The sequence below is a fragment of the Streptomyces virginiae genome (assembly GCF_041432505.1).
Taxonomy (GTDB): Bacteria; Actinomycetota; Actinomycetes; order Streptomycetales; family Streptomycetaceae; genus Streptomyces; species Streptomyces virginiae_A.
In genome coordinates this window covers 3832388-3849181 of record NZ_CP107871.1, presented here as the reverse complement: position 1 = coordinate 3849181, position 16794 = coordinate 3832388, and the positions used below count along the sequence as shown (strand labels likewise).

Genomic DNA, 16794 nt, shown 5'->3' with positions numbered 1-16794 from the left:
CGGCGGCCGGAGCCCGTGCCGTGGGCCCAGGCCTGAGCCCTACAGCTCGGCGACGGCCTCCAAGGGGCTCAGGGCCGACGCGTGGCGGGCCGGGAGGGCTGCCGCCACCACGCCCGTGGCGAGGGAGATCAGGCAGACGAGGAGCAGCGTGCCCCAGGGGAGGGCCAGGGAGTAGTCCTTGAGCGCGCCGTTGGTCAGGGCGCCGACCGTCCAGGCCCCGAACAGGCCGGTCGTCAGTCCCAGCAGGGTGCCGAAGGCGGCCACGGCCAGGGATTCGACGCGGATCATCCGGCGGATGCCGGCGCGGTCCATGCCGATGGCGCGCAGGACGCCGATCTCGCGGGTGCGGTCCGACACCGACATGGCGAGCGTGTTCATGATGCCGAGGGCGGCGATCACGCCGCCGATGGCGAGCAGGCCGTACGTCAGGGTCAGCAGGGTGCCCAGGGAACCGGCGGCCGCCCGGATCAGTTCCTGCCGGTCCTGGACCTGGAGCAGCGGGTTGTTGCCGGTGGCGGTCCGCAGACGGTCCTTCGTGGCCCCGCCGTCGGAACCGCTGTCCACGCGGACGAGGACGCGCTGGACGGATCCGGGGGCGAGGGCCTTCTCCTGGACCTCGGCGCGGGCACCCAGGGCGTCCTGGGCGGTGGGATTGTCCTCGTAGACGCCGACGACCGTGTACGAGGTGACGTCCGTGCCGGGCCCGCCGATCCGGGCGTCGATCCGGTCGCCGGCGCTCACACCGTTCTCGCGGGCGAGCGTGCGGGAGAGGGCGATGCGGCCCGGACCGAGGTCCTTCAGGGAGCCGCTGACGAAGACCGGCTTCATGACGGACGGGGCGGCGGCCGGGTCGACCCCGGAGATCTGGCGGACGCCACCGCCGATGAACAGCGTGGAGTCGCAGACGCCGGTCGCCGTCCGCACGCCGGGGGTGGCGGACACCCGCTGCAGGGCGGCCGGGTCGATGCCGGCCGACGAGGTGTGGGTGCTGATCACGTAGTCGGCGCCGAGTCCCGCGGCGGCCTGGCGGTCGAGGGCCTGCCCGGTGGAGTGGCCGATGACGGAGAGCCCGGCGACCAGGGCCGTACTGACCATCAACGCGGAGGCGGTGGCGGCGGTGCGCCGCGGGTCGCGCAGCGCGTTGCGGTGGGCGAGGTGGCCGGTGATCCCGAGGCGGCCGGTCAGCCGGCCGGACAGTCGCAGTACGGGGACGGCGAGCAGCGGCGCCAACACGATCACGGCGACGACCAGGAGGGCGCAGCCGAACATCGCGCTCCGCAGGTTCTCCTCGGAGGCGTCCTTCACACCCGCGAGCGACAGCAGCAGTCCGGCGCCGAGGGCGAGCAGGAGGGCACCGGCCGCGCCGCGGACCCGGGACGCGGCGACGGTGGGCGGCTGTTCGGCCGTGCGCATGGCCTCGACCGGTGCGATCCGGGCGGCCTTGCGGGCCGGCAGCCACGCGGCGAGCACGGTGATCCCCACTCCGACGGCGAGCGCGGCCACCACCGGGAGCGGCCCGATCACCAGGGGGCCGCGGGGCAGCGCCTCCCCGGTGATGTTCAGGATCCGCGGCAGTACGGAGGCGATCCCGAGGCCCGCGAGGAAACCGAGGCCCGAGGCGGCGAGGCCGAGGAGGACGGCCTCCCAGAGGAGCGAGCGGACGACCTGGCGGCGCGTGGCACCGATCGCGCGCAGCAGGGCGATCTCACGGGTGCGCCGGGCGACGAGCATGGTGAAGGTGTTGACGATGAGGAACGACCCGATGAAAAGGGCGACTCCGGCGAAGACCAGCGACAGTTTCTCGTTGCCTCGGGTGAGCGTGTCGACGAGGACGGCCTGCTGGGCGGCCTGGGCGGTGCCGGTGGTGGCCTCGGCCCGGTCGGCGGGGAGCAGGGCGGCGACCCGGCGGGAGAGTTCGGCCTCGTCGGTGCCGGGTACGGCGGACAGGTCGATCGAGGTGTAGCGGCCCGGGGAGACGAACAGCTGTTGTGCGGTGGCCTTGTCGAAGACGGCGAGGGTGCCGCCGGCCGTCACCCGGGTGTCCCGGGTGGTGACGATGCCGACGAGCCGCTTCGTCATGACCGGGCCGTCCGTCGCCAGGGTGATCGCGTCGCCGATCCGGAACCGGCCGGCGGCGGCGGTGCCGCTGTCCACGGCGATCTCCGTACCGTCGCGCGGTGCCCGGCCCTCGGTCAGCGGAAGGCGGCTGTCCTTGCCGTCGGCGCCGGGGACGTAGGCGGCCGCCCGGTGCGCCCAGACGCGGCCGGTGCGCAGCGGGGAGCCGTCCGACGCGTTCAGGGTGGCCAGGCCGTCCGCGGCCGGCCGTACGGCAAAGACGCCGGGCAATCCGGCCAGCTTGCGGGCGAGTTCGTCGTCGAGCACGGTGGCGTGCGCGTCCGCGACGGACCCGGGGGTGCCGGGGGCGCCGGGCGGGGGGTCTTTCGGGGTCACGGTGACCGCGATGTCGGCGTAGTCCTTCGACACGGCGGCCCGGTGGGCGGCGGTGGAGGAGTCCGCGAAGACGAGGGTGCCGGAGACGAAGGCGACGCCGAGGGTGACGGCGAGCACCGTCATCAGCAGCCGGGCCTTGTGCGCCAGGACGTTGCGCAGGGCTGTTTTCAGCATGGGTGAGTGGCTTCCGAAGACGTGGGGCGTGGGCCGTGGGGCCTACGGGCGGCGAGGCGGCGAGGCGGCCGGGCGGGGGAGGATCAGCTCGTGCGTGCGCGGGTGTCGAGCTGCTTCATCCGGTCCAGCACCCGGTCCGGGGTGGGCTGCGGCATCTCGTCGACCAGCCGGCCGTCGGAGAGGAAGACGACGCGGTCGGCGAAGCCGGCGGCGACCGGGTCGTGGGTCACCATCACCACGGTTCGGCCCAGTTCGCGTACGGAGTCGCGCAGGAAGCCGAGGACCTCGGCCCCGGCACGGGAGTCGAGGTTGCCGGTGGGCTCGTCGCCGAAGACGATCGCGGGCCGGGTGATCAGCGCCCGGGCCACCGCGACGCGCTGCTGCTGCCCGCCGGAGAGCTGTCCGGGCCGGTGGCCGAGGCGCCCGCCCAGGCCCACCATGGATACCACCCGGTCCAGCCACTCCCGGTCCGGGCGGCGGCCGGCGATGGACAGCGGCAGGACGATGTTTTCCAGCGCCGTCAGGGTGGGCAGCAGGTTGAACGCCTGGAAGATGAAGCCGATCCGGTCCCGGCGCAGCTCGGTGAGCTGCCGGTCGCCCAGCGTGCCCAGCTCGGTGGTGCCGACGCGGACGGAGCCCGAGCTGACGGAGTCGAGGCCCGCGGCGCAGTGCATGAGGGTGGATTTTCCGCAGCCGGAGGGACCCATGATCGCGGTGAACTCGGCCTCCCGGAAGGAGACGCTGACGCGGTCCAGTGCCACCACCCGCGTGTCGCCGCTGCCGTAGACCTTCGACAGCTCGGTGGTGGAGGCCGCGATACCGGGCGTCGGGCGGGGGGAGAACGGGTCGGTGGTCACAGGGACTCCACTTCGGGCGGTGGGAAAGGGGTGCACGCCGAAGGGTGTCGGGGGGACGTATCAGGGTCGGGGCCGCCGTGTATCGGCCTCGGCGCCGTCGTGCGGCGGTCGTGTGTCGGTCGGTGGGGGCGGGAGCCGCAGGGTGGCGATCGCGCCGCCGTCCGCGGCGTTGTCCAGGCGCAGTTCGGCGCCGAGCACCCGGGCCTGTCCCAGCGCGATGGTCAGGCCGAGGCCGTGTCCCGCGCCCCGTTCCGCGGCGCCCGTACGGAAGCGGCTCGGGCCGTCGAGCAGCAGGTCGGCGGGGAAGCCGGGGCCGTGGTCGCGGACGACGACGGTCAGGCCCTCGACGGTGACCCGCACCGGGGTACGTCCGTGCCGGTGCGCGTTGGTGACGAGGTTGCCGACGATCCGCTCCAGGCGGCGCGGGTCGGTCTCCACGTGCTCAGCGGCCACCCCGTCCTCCGCGGCCGCCACCGGCTCCGAAGCCGCTGCGTGCTCCGCGTGATCCACGTGCTCCGCGGCCGGTGACCCGGTGACGGTGACCTCCGTGTCCAGGCCGGTACGGGCCACCGCCTCGGCGACCACCGCGGCCAGCGGGACCCGGGCGCGCACCGGCGCCTCCGCGCCCGCGTCCAGCCGGGAGATCTCCAGCAGGTCCTCGACCAGGCCGCGCAGGTCCCGTACGCGGGCCCGCAGCAGGTCCTCCGTCTCGCCGGGCGGCAACAGGTCGGTGGCGGCCAGCAGGCCGCCGACGGGGGTGCGCAGCTCGTGGGCCACGTCCGCCGTGAACTGCCGCTCGATGCGCAGCCGTCGGCCGAGACTGTCGGCCATGAGGTCGACGGTGGCGGCGATGTCGGTCACCTCGTCGCGGCCCCTGGCGCGGCCCAGGGCGGGGCCGTTACGGGCGTCGAGGTCCCCGCCGGAGATCCGGGCCGCGGTCTCGGCGACCCGCCGCAGCCGGCGGGCGACCAGAGCGGCCCCGTAGACCGCCAGGGGCAGCGCGGCGGCGAGCGAGACGAGCGAGGCCACCGCCATGCTCGCGTCGAGGCGGCGCAGGTCGTGGAGTTGCGGGCTCATGTTGATCCGGACGGCCAGCACGGGGCTGCCCGGGCCGCCGACCCGCTGGGCGCCCCAGACGCTCGGCCCGAGGTTCCCCTCCACGCGCCCGTCGTAGGCCACCCGCCGGTCGGCGCCGGCCGGGTGGCGCAGGGCGGTGGGCAGTTCGGCCGGATCGAGCTCGGCGCCGCCCGCCGGCGTTCCGGTACGGCGGTAGACCTCCATGGCGGAGTACACCGTGTTGGTGGCGTCCATCTCGGCCCGGCTGCGGATGTCCATCGCGGTCCACACGTGGACGAGGACGCCCACCGCCAGGGCGACCAGACAGGCCGTGGCGGCCGCCAGCGCGGCGATCTTCCAACGTAGGGGCACACGGGCCGGCCACCACGGCCGGTGCGGGGGACGCACCGGCCTCAGCGCCTGAGCTTGTAGCCGAAGCCGCGGACCGTCTCGATCCGCTCCCGGCCCAGTTTCTTGCGCAGCCGCTGGACGGCCAGGTCCACAACCCGGCTGTCGCCGTCCCAGCCGTACTCCCAGACGTTGCGGAGCAGGGTGTGGCGTTCCAGCACGATGCCCGGGTGGGCCGCGAACTCCAGCAGCAGCTTCAACTCGGTGGGGGTGAGTGCCACCGGGCTTTTGCCGACGAACACCTCCATCCCGCCGGTGTCGACGGTCAGATCGCCGAAGACCAGTACGTCCTCCTCCCGGCCGGCGGCGGGCTCGCCGCCCGGGGCGGGCGCGTAGGAGGCCCGACGCAGCAGCGAGCGGATGCGGGCCACGAGGACGTTCGTCTCCACCGGCTTGACCACGTAGTCGTCGGCCCCGGCCTCCAGACCGGCGACGACATCGAGGCCGTCGCCGCGGGCGGACATCATCAGCACCGGCACCAGGCTGGTCTCGCGGACCCGGCGGCACAGCCCGATCCCGTCGAGGCCGGGCAGCATCACGTCGAGGATCAGCAGGTCGAAGGCCTCGTCGTCGCGGAAGGACTCCAGCCCGGTCAGTCCGTCGGCCGCGGCCGTGACCCGGTAGCCGTAGCGTTCGAGGGCGACGGTGAAGGACCGGCGCATCAGCTCGTCGTCCTCGACCAGCAGCACACGGACCGGAGGCGGAGGTTCCGGCGCCGGGGCGGGTGAGGGCACGGGCGGGACTCCTGTTCGTACGGGTCGGGCGAAGCGCCGCTCGGGCGTGAACCCCCACGCGGCCGGCGGCCCGCAAGGAACGATACGGGAGGCATCGGACGCGGCGGCCGAGGTCGGAGCCGGGTGCGCGATTCGATCGGCGGCCGAGCGCCCGTCGATACACGGCCGATACAAACGGCCGCGCCCGGCCCCGCCCGGACGCGTACGCGCGCGTGCACCGGTGGCGCGTCGATCGAAATCGGCCTGAATGCAGGTGGCGCCGGCGGAAATCGGTCTGCTGAAGCGATGAGTCCGGCCGGACCGCCGCATAGTCTGATCATCGGTCGATCGGGATCCGTACCGGGGGTCCACGGAGCGAGGAGAAACACTGATGGTCGGGTCGCGTGTCCTTGCCCTCGGGCACTATCAGCCGTCGAAAATCTTGACCAATGCCGATCTCGAGCAGATGGTCGACACCACCGACGAGTGGATCCGCAGCCGGGTCGGAATCGCGACGCGCCATGTCGCCGCCGAGGACGAGTCGGTCTCGGACATGGCGACGAAGGCCGCCGAGCACGCACTGGCCAACGCCGGACTCACCGGCGCCGACATCGACTTCGTCATCGTCGCCACCTGCACGGCACTCGACCGCTCGCCCAACATGGCGTCCCGGGTGGCGGCCGCGGTCGGGGCGAGGACTCCCGCCGCCATCGACGTGAACACGGCCTGCTCCGGATTCCCGCACGCCATGGCACTGGCCGACCAGAGCATACGGACGGGTTCCGCCACGAAGGCCCTGGTCATCGGCGTGGAGAAGCTCACCGACTTCGCCGACTGGACCGACCGCACCACCTGTGTGCTCGTCGGCGACGGGGCGGGCGCGGCCGTCGTCGTCGCTTCCGAGGAGCCGGAGATCAGCCCGGTCGTGTGGGGGTCCGTACCCGAGATGGGCGGGGCCGTACGCATCGAGGCGCCGACCAACACCTTCGCCCAGGAAGGGCAGTCGGTCTACCGCTGGGCCACCACGGCGCTTCCCGAGGTCGCCCTCCAGGTCTGCGAGCGGGCCGGCGTGAAGCCCGAGGAGCTGGGCGGCGTCGTCCTCCACCAGGCCAACCTGCGGATCATCGAACCCCTGGCGCGCAAGATAGGCGCGGTCAACGCCGTCGTGGCCAAGGACGTCGTCGACTCGGGCAACACCTCGGCCGCGAGCATCCCGCTGGCGCTGTCCAAGCTCGTCGAACGGGGTGAGATCGAGAAGGGATCGCCCGTACTCCTCTTCGCGTTCGGCGGGGGCCTGTCCTACGCCGGCCAGATCATCAACTGCCCGTGACCGGCGCCGACGGATCGACGACGCGGAATTCCCCGCGCGTGCCGTGGTGGCCGCTGCTGCGGGAGGCGACGACCGCTCCCCGGGCGCGGCTGCTGGTGTTCCCGCATTCCGGGGCCGGCCCCAACACGCTGTTCCCCCTGGTCCGCCCGCTGCCCGACGATGTGGAGGTGCTCGGACTCTCGCTGCCCGGGCGGGAGCGCCGGTTCGACGAGCCCCCGGGCTGCCGGCTCGACCAGGTACTGGACTCCGTGGCCGACGAGGTGCTCGGCCTGGACCCGCTGCCCACGGTGGTCTTCGGACACAGCCTCGGCGCGCTCCTCGCCACCCGCGCGGCGCGCCTGCTCGGCCCGTACTGCCGGGCTGCCGTCGTCAGCGGGCAGGCCCCCGGCCGGACCCCGCGCCGGGCCCACGGCACCAGCACCGACGAGGACGTCGTCCGGCTGCTGAGGGAGGGCGGCGGCACCCCGCAGTGGGTGCTGGACGATCCGGAGATGCTGGCGCACGTGACGCGCGTCCTGCGGGCGGACATCGAACTCAGCCGGGAATCCGCGACGGGGTTCGAGGACGTACGGCTCGACGTGCCCCTGCACGTGCTGGGCGGCACGGCGGACCCCCTGATCCCGCACGAACCGCTCGACGGTTGGGCCGACCACACGACCGGGGCGTGCCAGGTGCTCCGCTTCGAAGGCGACCATTTCTTCCTGCTGGCCGAGGCGCACCGCCCCACGGTCGTGGACGTGCTGCACCGGGCACTCACGGACGGCTGACCGAAGGACCACCCACGGGGCCGTGCGGCCACGCGCCCGGGCGCCCGTGCGGCCACGCGCGCGGGCGCGCGGAAGGGGCCGGAGTCACGTGGCGCGTGACCCCGGCCCGCGGCCGGTCCCCGTCGGACGGGACCGGCCGGAGATCACGGCCGGATGATGCGGACCTGGTAACTGCCGTTGCGCAGTTCACCCACGACGGACACGCTGATGCCCGCCTTCTCGTCGGTGAAGGTCTCGCCCGGCCGGAACGGCGCGTCCGAGAGCTCCGCGTGCACATTGGGCCGCCGGGTGCAGCCGCCGCTCGTGCTCGCGCTGTCCGACACGGTGATCGGGCCGTGCCCGGTGTCCACGTCGGAGTCCACCTTGTAGATCAGGACGCCCGGCTTGCAGACGGCCTCGTCGTTCCCGGCCCGGGTCCGCACCTCCACCGCGTACCCGGCGCTCTCCGACAGCGGGATGAAGGCCAGCTTGGTGCCGCCCCGTATCCCCAGCGGGGACAGGGTGTGGTCGCTGGTGCCCGACTTGGCCGCGCAGCTGATCTGCGTACTGTCCAGCCAGCCCAGCTTCCACTTGTGCCAGCCCATCAGGTCGTTGTTGGCACCCCAGTCCTCGCTCATGATGTCCCAGTGCCCGACCGTGCTCCCGCCGTCCGCGGTGTAGAGGTCGGGCAGCCCGAAGACGTGCCCGTTCTCGTGCGGGAGCACCCGGTAGCCGGTCTCCTGGTAGGTGCCGGAGCCGTCGTCCTGCCGGCTGTAGACGAAGGACGTGTTGGCCAGCGGCACGCCGTCGGCGACCGGAGCCTCGCCGTTGCCCGAGAAGGTCACCGACAGGACGGTGTCCAGGGCGGACGGCCCGGCATTCGGCGTGACCAGGATGTTGATCAGGTCGTACCGGGTGAAGTCCACCTCGGGGTCGGCGGCCTTCGCTATGTGCTCGACGAGCTGCCGGTAGCCCGGCTCGTACGCGGACCCGCGCTCGATCCCGTACGCCGCGAAGGGCATCGGCATCCGCAGCCAGCCCTTTATCGGCGCTTCGGCCCGGTAGGCCAGCCGGCCGTAGGAACTGACGCGGAACCATTCGGCCGTCTGGGGGAAGAACTCCGCCATCCGGTCCGCCGCCGTGCCCTCGCCCTTGGCGTCAGGGAAGTCGATCATCAGGTTCAGGGCCCGGATCTCGCCGGTGGAGCGCGAGTAGCCGGGCGGGGTCGGCATGCCCTCGGACATCTGCACACCCATGGTCCCCGCGATCCGGCAGGGCGCGAGAGCCGATTCGACGGTCGTGGCCACCGCTCCGGCCGCCGAGTTGCCGCGACCGGATATGCCCGTGCTCGCCGTTGCCGTGACGCCGAGGGCCAGCGCGGTCAGGCCGATGTACGCGCTGGTGCGACGTGGTCTGCGTATCCGGTGGCGGGTCTGCGACATGGAGATCGCCTTCGGGTCCGCGGCAGCCGGCCCTGCCCGGTCTGCGCTCTGTTCGATCACCCTCCGCCGGGCGCGGCGCGCCCGCGCGTCGGGAGAGGCCGAACGTGGACACGCCGGTGACTCAGGTCACACGAGGGAGTGAAATAACCGGGGACCGGATCCCCGTTTGTACGTGAGTCCCGCCAAGCGGGGAGCGACTCCCCGTTTGGGTGGGGTGGTCGCGCAGTTCGCACCACGAGTCCACGAGCCCGCGAGTCCGCGCCAGGGAGGCCCCGGAATGAAGAGCTCCACCAGCACCGCCCCGGCGCCCCGGCTCACCCCGGACCTGGCGCAGGCGCAAGGGTCGGCGCAAGGGCAGGCGCAGGGGTCCGCGGCCGGTGTTCCGCGTCCGCGCGCCGACGCCGTCCGCAACCGCGAGCGGATCCTGGCGGCGGCCCGCGAGGCCTTCGTCGAATCCGGCTCCGGGGCTCCCTTCGACGAGGTGGCCCGCCGGGCCGGCATCGGCAACGCCACGCTCTACCGGCACTTCCCCGACCGCCCCACCCTCGTCCACCACGTCGTGCTCTTCACGATGGGCCGGGTGACGGCCTCGGCCGAGGCCTCCCTCGCCGAGGAGTCCGACGCCTTCGCCGCCCTGTGCCGGTTCACACACGCCGCCGCGGACGAGCGGATCGGCGCCCTGTGTCCGATGCTCGCCGACGGGTTCGACGGCGAGCACCCCGAACTGCTCGCGGCGCGCACCGCGTTGGAGGAGGCCGTCGTCACCCTGTTGACCGCGGGCCAGGACGCCGGGCTGGTCCGCACCGACATCGGGGTCGGCGACCTGATGGTCGCGCTGTCCCAGCTCAGCCGCCCGCTCCCGGGCACGGCGTGCCTCGACACCGACCGCTTCGCCCACCGCCATCTGCAGCTCTTCCTCGACGGGTTGCGGGCCCCGGCCCGCTCCGAACTCCCCGGTTCGGCAACGACCTTGGACGACCTGCGGCAGAAAACCATGTGACACGCACAAAGCTTACGAAATAGCCTTTTTCAGTCATTCCGCACAGTGAAGTGGGTATCCCCATGTCAAAAACAGCCGCGAGCCTCGCGCCGGCTGCCGATCCCAGCCGCTGGAAGGCACTCGTCTTCATAGCCCTGGCCCAGCTGATGGTCGTTCTCGACGCGACCATCGTGAACATCGCCCTGCCCTCCGCGCAGACCGACCTCGGCATCTCGGACGGCAACCGTCAGTGGGTCATCACCGCGTACGCGCTGGCCTTCGGCGGACTGCTCCTCTTCGGTGGTCGCATCGCCGACAAGTGGGGCCGTAAGAACGCCTTCGTCGTCGGTCTCGTCGGCTTCGCCCTGGCCTCCGCGCTCGGCGGCGCCGCGAACGGCGAGGCCATGATGCTCGGCGCCCGCGCGCTGCAGGGTGCCTTCGGCGCGCTGCTCGCACCGGCGGCCCTGTCGCTGCTCGCCGTCATGTTCACCGACGCCAAGGAGCGGGCCAAGGCCTTCGGCATCTACGGAGCCATCGCGGGCGGCGGCGGCGCCGTCGGCCTGATCCTCGGTGGCTTCCTGACCGAGTACCTGAACTGGCGCTGGACCTTCTTCGTCAACATCCCCTTCGCGATCGTCGCGGCCGTGGGTGCTTGGATGGTCATCCGTGAGCCCGCCGGGTCCCGAAACCGCGCGCCCCTCGACATCCCGGGCGTGATCCTTTCCACCACCGGTCTCGTCGCCCTCGTGTACGGCTTCACCCGCGCCGAGTCCGCCGGCTGGTCGGACGCCCTGACGGTCACGATGTTCGTCTCCTCGGCGCTGCTGCTGGCCGCCTTCGTCCTCGTCGAGTCCAAGGTGAAGTCCCCGCTGCTGCCGCTGCGCGTCCTGCTGGAGCGCAACCGCGGCGGTGTATACCTCTCGCTCGGCCTCGCCGTCATCTCGATGTTCGGCCTGTTCCTCTTCCTCACCTACTACCTGCAGGTCGTGAAGGGCTTCTCGCCCGTCAAGACCGGCTTCGCCTTCCTGCCGATGATCGCGGGCATGATCACGGGCTCCACCCAGATCGGCGCCCGCCTGATGACCCGCGTCCCGCCGCGCCTGCTGATGGGCCCGGGCTTCATGGTCGCCGGCCTCGGCATGCTGCTGCTCACCCAGCTGGAGGTCGGGTCCTCGTACCCGGCGCTGATCCTGCCGGCGCAGCTGCTGCTCGGCCTCGGCATGGGTACGGCGTTCATGCCGGCGATGTCCCTGGCCACGCACGGGGTGAACCCGGCCGACGCCGGTGTCGCCTCCGCCATGGTCAACACCTCGCAGCAGGTCGGCGGCGCCATCGGCACCGCGCTGCTGAACACCATCGCCGCCTCGGCGACCACCGCCTACCTGACCGACCACGCGGCCGAGGCCGCGGCGGGCGGCCCGGCGGCGCAGCTGATCCAGGCGCAGGCCATGGTCGAGGGCTACGCGTCCGCCATCTGGTGGGCGGTCGGCATCCTGGTCGCCAGCTCGGTCATCGCGCTGACGCTGATCAACACCGGCCGTCCGGGTGCGGGCGGCCCGGTGGCCTCCGGTTCCGGCGAGGAGGCCGAGCTCAAGGTCCCGGTGATCGTCCACTGATCGGGGCCGAGGGCCCACGGGAATGACTGATGACCCCGTCTCGTTCAAATTTGAACGAGACGGGGTTAGTCTGTTTCGGTACGCATTTCAACTACGCGGAGGAGCGCCCGCTGTGACCCGCATACCGGCCCTGTACCTGAGCCACGGCGCACCCCCGCTGGCCGACGACCCGATCTGGCCCGGCGAGCTCGCCGCCTGGTCCGCCGACCTGCCGCGCCCCCGGGCGATCCTCATGGTCTCCGCCCACTGGGAGGAGGCCCCGCTCGCCCTCGGTGCCACGGAGCGCGTCCCGCTCGTGTACGACTTCTGGGGCTTCCCCGAGCACTACTACCGGGTCCGCTACGACGCCCCCGGCGCCCCGGAGCTGGCCGCCTCGGTCCGCAAGCTGCTGCGGGCCCCCGGCACCCCCGTCCAGGACATCCCCGACCGCGGCCTGGACCACGGCGCGTACGTCCCCCTGGTGGAGATGTACCCGGAGGCCGACATCCCGGTCCTCCAGATCTCCCTGCCCACGCTGGACCCGGCCGGCCTGATGGACATCGGCCGCAAGCTCGCCCCGCTGCGCGACGAGGGCGTGCTGATCGTGGGCAGCGGCTTCTTCACCCACAACCTGGCGGCGCTGCGCCACACGGGCCCGGGCGTCCCCGGCTGGTCGGCGGAGTTCGACGCGTGGGGCGCCGAGGCCCTGGCCGCGGCCGACGTGGACGCCCTGCTGGACTTCGAGCACAAGTCCCCGGCGGGCCGCCTGGCCCACCCCCGTACGGAACACTTCGCCCCGCTCTTCGTCGCCCTCGGCGCGGCCGAATCCGACCTGACCGCCGCCCGCACCCCGGTGGACGGCTTCTGGATGGGCCTCTCGAAGCGCTCCCTCCAGTTCGGCCAGGCCTTGTCCGCGAAGTAACCCTTTCGTCCGGAACGGTGCTCTTGGGGTGTATCCGGCCGTTCGATCGTCAGTCCAGGCAACCGGATGCCGGTGAGGGTCGTCTTCAGGAGCGGAGTGCAGCCGAGGTCGGCGCTCTTCCGGGGTGAACGGGGCCGTGTCAAGGGTGACGGTGGTCTCAGAGGTTTGGTGGAGGTAAAGACCCGCAAGGGGTTCCCGATCCACCCCTCATCCCGGGCCTGACCTGCACTCCTTCGAGCTCTTACGGCGTTCCGGCTCCCCGGTGGGTGCGGCGCGACGGGGCAGGATACTGCAAGATCTCGAAAACGAGGGAGCAGCGTGGGAATTCTGTCCCGATTCCAGTCGTTGTTTCCTTCGGAAGCGGGCACTCGGGAGAGTGTCCGTGACGCACCGGACCGGTCGGCAGCCGTCCCGGCGGCGTCCACCAGCCGCACCGCGACCGAACACTTCGCAAGGGAGCACGCATGGCAACCCGCGCCGTCGCCCGTCGTCAGTCCACGAGCAGCGCCCGCGCTGTGGGCGGGGAGATCGCAGACCGCGACCTGGTCGGCATGTACCTGGACGAGATCGCGCGCACCCCGCTGCTCGACGCCGCCAAAGAGGTGGAGCTCTCCCAGATCATCGAGGCGGGCGTCTACGCCCAGCAGATCCTCGACGGCGCGATAGAACGCGACGGGGACACCCCGGCCCGCGAGGAGCTGGAGGCGCTGGCCGCCGAGGGCGAGCGGGCCAAGGAAGTCTTCATCCGCTCGAACCTCCGCCTCGTCGTGGCCGTCGCCCGCCGCTATCCGCGCAGCGGCCTGCCCCTCCTCGACCTGATCCAGGAGGGTAACGCGGGCCTGGTCCGTGCCGTCGAGAAGTTCGACTACGCCAAGGGCTTCAAGTTCTCCACGTACGCCACGTGGTGGATCCGGCAGGCGATCACCCGGTCCATCGCGGACCAGTCCCGCACCATCCGCCTCCCCGTCCACCTCGTCGAGGAGCTCGGCCGGATCCGCCGCGTCCAGCGTGAGTTCAACCGCGAGAACGGCCGCGAGCCGGAGCACGCCGAGATCGCCGCCGAGCTGGACTCGACGGAGAAGCGCGTCGGTGACGTGCTGGACTGGGCCCGCGACCCGGTCAGCCTCAACATGTCGGTCGACGACGACGGCGACACGCAGTTCGGTGACCTCCTGGAGGACACCTCGGCGATCTCGCCCGAGCAGTCCGTGCTCTCCCTGCTGCGCAGCGAGGAGCTGGAGGACCTGCTGGGCAAGCTCGACCAGCGCACGGCGTCGATCATCAAGATGCGGTACGGCATCGACGACGGCCGCGAGCGGACCCTGACGGAGGTCGGCAAGCAGCACGGCCTGACCCGTGAGCGGATCCGCCAGATCGAGAAGCACGCGCTGCTGGAACTGAAGCGGATGGCGCGCGACACCGGCTTCGACGCCGTGGCCTAGCGCGGCCCGCGGCGAAGCCCCCTGTACGAGCCCCGGTGCCTATCCCCCCCCAGGCGCCGGGGCTCTCTCCTGCCCCGCACGACCCGGCCCCTACGGTGCGCCCGTCGCCGACGTGAGCCGCGCGGCCAGCGCACCGGCCGCGTCCCGAAGTGCCGCAGGCTCCCGCACGGTGAACGCCAGCCCCGTCAGGGCCAGCCGGGCGACCGTCCACTCCGGTGCGTCCGCGCTCTCGAAGCTCACCGAGGTCCGTGTCCCGTCCCCCGGCAGGGCCGCGGCCCGTAGCCAGGCCGGCAGCTCCGCGGGGTCCGCCGCGAAGTCGACCTCCACCCGGTACGGCTGCTTCTCCCCGCCCCGCAGCCCCCGCCGGACGAACTCCTCCGCCTCCATCGGCAGGTCCCGCCGCGCGAACCGGGCCCCCGTCGCGAAGGCCTCGTCGACCCGGTCCACCCGGAAGGTCCGCCAGTCCTCCCGCTCCAGGTCGTAGGCGACCAGGTACCACCGGCTCCCGGTGCTCACCAGCCGGTACGGCTCCACCAGCCGCCGCGACTCGGCCCCGTCGCGCGCCCGGTACGCGAACCGCAGCCGCTCCGGCCCCGCCACCGCCGCCGCCATCGTGGTCAGCGTCCGCGGGTCGACGCTCGCCCCGTCGCCGCGGGACAGCGCGATCGTCGCCGACTGGAGCGCGCTCACCCGGTGCCGCAGCCGCGACGGCAGGACCTGCTCCAGCTTCGCCAGGGCCCGTACGGAGGCCTCCTCGACCCCCTCGATCGCATGGCCGGCCCCCGCCCGCAGGCCCACCGCGATCGCCACCGCCTCCTCGTCGTCCAGCAGCAGCGGGGGCATCGCCGCCCCCGCCACCAGCCGGTATCCGCCCTCGGAGCCCAAGGTGGCCTCCACCGGGTAGCCGAGGTCCCGTAGCCGCTCGATGTCGCGCCGGATGGTTCGGGGGCTCACGTGCAGCCGCTGTGCCAGCTCGCTCCCCGGCCATTCCCGCGGGGTCTGCAGGAGGGACAGCAGGGACAGCAGTCGTCCGGGTGTGTCGGTCATGAATCCAGGCTGCCGGCGGAATAGGACACGGACTGACCTAGACGCCGTCTAAGTTTCTCCTCATGAGCACCGAGACGTCCAAGACATCGCCCGAAAGAGAGAACGGGCCCGTACAAGAAGAGCGGAACGACGTAGCCCACGACGCACCCAGCTCGCCCGCCGACCGCCGCCGCTGGCTGGCGCTCGCCATCGTGATGACCGCGGCCTTCATGGACCTGGTCGACGTCACGATCGTCAACATAGCCATCCGCACCATGCGTGAGGACTTCGGCGCCTCCACCAGCGCGATCCAGTGGATCACCGCGGGCTATGCCCTCGCCTTCGCCGCAGGCCTGATCACCGGCGGCCGTCTCGGTGACATCTACGGCCGCAAGCGCGTCTTCCTCATCGGCATCGCCGGGTTCACCGTGGCCTCGCTGCTCTGCGGCATCGCCGCGAACCCGGACATCCTCGTCGTGGCCCGCCTCCTCCAGGGCGGTATGGCCGCTCTGATGGTGCCGCAGGTCCTGGCGATCATCCACGTCACCTTCCCGCCGCAGGAGCGCGGCAAGGTCTTCGGCATGTTCGGCGCGATCGTGGGCCTCGCCGCCGTCTCGGGTCCGCTGCTCGGCGCGCTGCTCATCGAGTGGGACCTCTTCGGTCTCGGCTGGCGCCCGATCTTCCTGATCAACCTGCCCGTCGGCATCATGGGCGTGATCCTGGGCCGCAAGTTCATCGCCGAGTCCAAGGCCCCCAAGGCGCTGCGGCTGGACCTGGTCGGCGTCGTCCTCGCCACCCTCGCCCTGGTCCTGCTGATCTTCCCGCTGACCCACGGCCACGAGAACGACTGGCCGACGTGGGGCTTCGTCTGCATGGGCGCGGCGCCGTTCGTCTTCGCCGCCTTCATCGCCTACGAGAAGTTCAAGATCAAGAAGGATGGTTCCCCGCTCGTCGAACTCTCCCTCTTCAAGGTCAAGAGCTTCGCCGGTGGTATCGCCGTCCAGCTGACCTTCGGCATCGCGACCGGCATCTTCTTCCTGGTCTGGACGATGTACATGCAGATGGGTCTCGGCTGGAGCGTGCTGCGCGCGGGTCTGACCGGCATCCCGTTCTCCATCGCGGTCTCGGTCGCCGCCGGCCTCTCGGTCGAGAAGCTCGTCCCCCGCTTCGGCCGCAAGGTGCTCCAGGCCGGCGCGCTGGTCATGGCCGCCGGTGTGCTCCTCTACATCTGGGAGTCGCAGCACTACGGGATGGAGATCGCCTCCTGGCAGATGGCCGCCCCGCTGATGGTCATGGGCGTCGGCATGGGCCTGATCGTGGCCCCGCTGAACGACACCGTGCTCTCCGAGGTGCCGCGCGAGCACGCCGGATCCGCCTCGGGTCTGATCAACACCACCGGGCAGATGGGCAACGCGCTGGGTCTGGCGCTGACCTCCGTCGTCTTCTTCGGGTTGATCGACGACGACATGGTCTTCGGCCCGTCGTACGTGGAGGCCTTCCGCGGCGCGCTGTGGTGGATCGTGGCCGTCATGGTCGTGATCTTCGCGGTGATGTTCGTACTGCCGCGCAGGGCCCTTCCGATGGAGGAGCGCGAGGGTGCCGCCGAGCACGCGGGCCGCACCCCCGAGAAGGTCCCGGTCGCCTGAGTCGACC

13 protein-coding genes are annotated in these 16794 nt (G+C 72.1%); 7 read left to right on the top strand and 6 right to left on the bottom strand.

Annotated features, from left to right (window positions below; all coding sequences use genetic code 11):
* Window positions 1-39: 39 nt before the first annotated feature.
* The 4 genes from OG624_RS17850 to cseB all read right to left on the bottom strand — a co-directional run bounded on the left by OG624_RS17850 (window position 40) and on the right by cseB (window position 5680).
* Window positions 40-2625, bottom strand: a complete 2586-nt coding sequence (locus tag OG624_RS17850) for an ABC transporter permease (RefSeq protein WP_371639584.1) — start codon at window positions 2623-2625, stop codon at window positions 40-42.
* Window positions 2626-2708: 83 nt separating this feature from the next.
* Window positions 2709-3482 (bottom strand): ABC transporter ATP-binding protein, encoded by a 774-nt coding sequence (locus OG624_RS17845; protein WP_033223782.1) that lies wholly within the window; start codon window positions 3480-3482, stop codon window positions 2709-2711.
* Between the two features lie 60 nt (window positions 3483-3542).
* Window positions 3543-4910 (bottom strand): sensor histidine kinase, encoded by a 1368-nt coding sequence (locus OG624_RS17840; RefSeq protein ID WP_051763554.1) that lies wholly within the window; start codon window positions 4908-4910, stop codon window positions 3543-3545.
* A 41-nt stretch (window positions 4911-4951) separates the two neighbouring features.
* Window positions 4952-5680 (bottom strand): two-component system response regulator CseB, encoded by a 729-nt coding sequence (gene cseB, locus OG624_RS17835; RefSeq protein WP_033223783.1) that lies wholly within the window; start codon window positions 5678-5680, stop codon window positions 4952-4954.
* A gap of 370 nt (window positions 5681-6050) precedes the next feature.
* Between cseB and OG624_RS17830 the strand changes: the two genes are divergently transcribed.
* Together OG624_RS17830 and OG624_RS17825 are read left to right on the top strand one after the other, a co-directional pair.
* Window positions 6051-6989 carry a beta-ketoacyl-ACP synthase III gene (locus tag OG624_RS17830; protein WP_033223784.1) on the top strand — a complete coding sequence of 313 codons (939 nt, stop codon included), beginning with the start codon at window positions 6051-6053 and terminating at the stop codon, window positions 6987-6989.
* Window positions 6986-7756, top strand: coding sequence for a thioesterase II family protein (locus OG624_RS17825; protein WP_371639583.1), 771 nt, complete (start codon window positions 6986-6988; stop codon window positions 7754-7756). Before OG624_RS17830 ends, OG624_RS17825 begins: the two co-directional genes overlap by 4 nt.
* A gap of 143 nt (window positions 7757-7899) precedes the next feature.
* On the opposite strand, the gene OG624_RS17820 is transcribed toward OG624_RS17825, so the two are convergent.
* Entirely contained in the window at window positions 7900-9177 is a 1278-nt protein-coding gene (locus OG624_RS17820) for a M6 family metalloprotease domain-containing protein (protein WP_033223785.1), read from the bottom strand.
* A 277-nt stretch (window positions 9178-9454) separates the two neighbouring features.
* Here OG624_RS17820 and OG624_RS17815 point away from each other — a divergent pair, with 277 nt between their 5' ends.
* The 4 genes from OG624_RS17815 to OG624_RS17800 all read left to right on the top strand — a co-directional run bounded on the left by OG624_RS17815 (window position 9455) and on the right by OG624_RS17800 (window position 14115).
* A complete protein-coding gene (locus OG624_RS17815) occupies window positions 9455-10177 on the top strand; it encodes a TetR/AcrR family transcriptional regulator (RefSeq protein WP_033223786.1) in 723 nt (240 codons plus the stop codon).
* A gap of 62 nt (window positions 10178-10239) precedes the next feature.
* Window positions 10240-11772, top strand: coding sequence for an MFS transporter (locus tag OG624_RS17810; RefSeq protein ID WP_371639582.1), 1533 nt, complete (start codon window positions 10240-10242; stop codon window positions 11770-11772).
* 121 nt (window positions 11773-11893) lie between these two features.
* Window positions 11894-12673 (top strand): dioxygenase family protein, encoded by a 780-nt coding sequence (locus OG624_RS17805; protein WP_371589825.1) that lies wholly within the window; start codon window positions 11894-11896, stop codon window positions 12671-12673.
* A 464-nt stretch (window positions 12674-13137) separates the two neighbouring features.
* A complete protein-coding gene (locus OG624_RS17800) occupies window positions 13138-14115 on the top strand; it encodes a sigma-70 family RNA polymerase sigma factor (protein ID WP_033223788.1) in 978 nt (325 codons plus the stop codon).
* 90 nt (window positions 14116-14205) lie between these two features.
* Here OG624_RS17800 and OG624_RS17795 read toward each other — a convergent pair whose 3' ends face one another.
* Window positions 14206-15162, bottom strand: a complete 957-nt coding sequence (locus OG624_RS17795) for a helix-turn-helix transcriptional regulator (protein WP_033223789.1) — start codon at window positions 15160-15162, stop codon at window positions 14206-14208.
* Between the two features lie 62 nt (window positions 15163-15224).
* On the opposite strand from OG624_RS17795, the gene OG624_RS17790 reads away from it, so the two are divergent.
* Window positions 15225-16787 carry an MFS transporter gene (locus OG624_RS17790; RefSeq protein ID WP_371639581.1) on the top strand — a complete coding sequence of 521 codons (1563 nt, stop codon included), beginning with the start codon at window positions 15225-15227 and terminating at the stop codon, window positions 16785-16787.
* Window positions 16788-16794: the final 7 nt, after the last annotated feature.

What these genes read in the sequence shown, in the direction of transcription:
- OG624_RS17810 (WP_371639582.1), top strand. Translation starts at nt 10,240, where the DNA reads ATGTCAAAAACAGCCGCGAGCCTCGCGCCGGCTGCCGATCCCAGCCGC.
- OG624_RS17830 (WP_033223784.1), top strand. Translation starts at nt 6,051, where the DNA reads ATGGTCGGGTCGCGTGTCCTTGCCCTCGGGCACTATCAGCCGTCGAAA.
- OG624_RS17795 (WP_033223789.1), bottom strand. Translation starts at nt 15,162, where the DNA reads ATGACCGACACACCCGGACGACTGCTGTCCCTGCTGTCCCTCCTGCAG.
- OG624_RS17850 (WP_371639584.1), bottom strand. Translation starts at nt 2,625, where the DNA reads ATGCTGAAAACAGCCCTGCGCAACGTCCTGGCGCACAAGGCCCGGCTG.
- OG624_RS17800 (WP_033223788.1), top strand. Translation starts at nt 13,138, where the DNA reads ATGGCAACCCGCGCCGTCGCCCGTCGTCAGTCCACGAGCAGCGCCCGC.
- OG624_RS17815 (WP_033223786.1), top strand. Translation starts at nt 9,455, where the DNA reads ATGAAGAGCTCCACCAGCACCGCCCCGGCGCCCCGGCTCACCCCGGAC.
- OG624_RS17820 (WP_033223785.1), bottom strand. Translation starts at nt 9,177, where the DNA reads ATGTCGCAGACCCGCCACCGGATACGCAGACCACGTCGCACCAGCGCG.
- OG624_RS17790 (WP_371639581.1), top strand. Translation starts at nt 15,225, where the DNA reads ATGAGCACCGAGACGTCCAAGACATCGCCCGAAAGAGAGAACGGGCCC.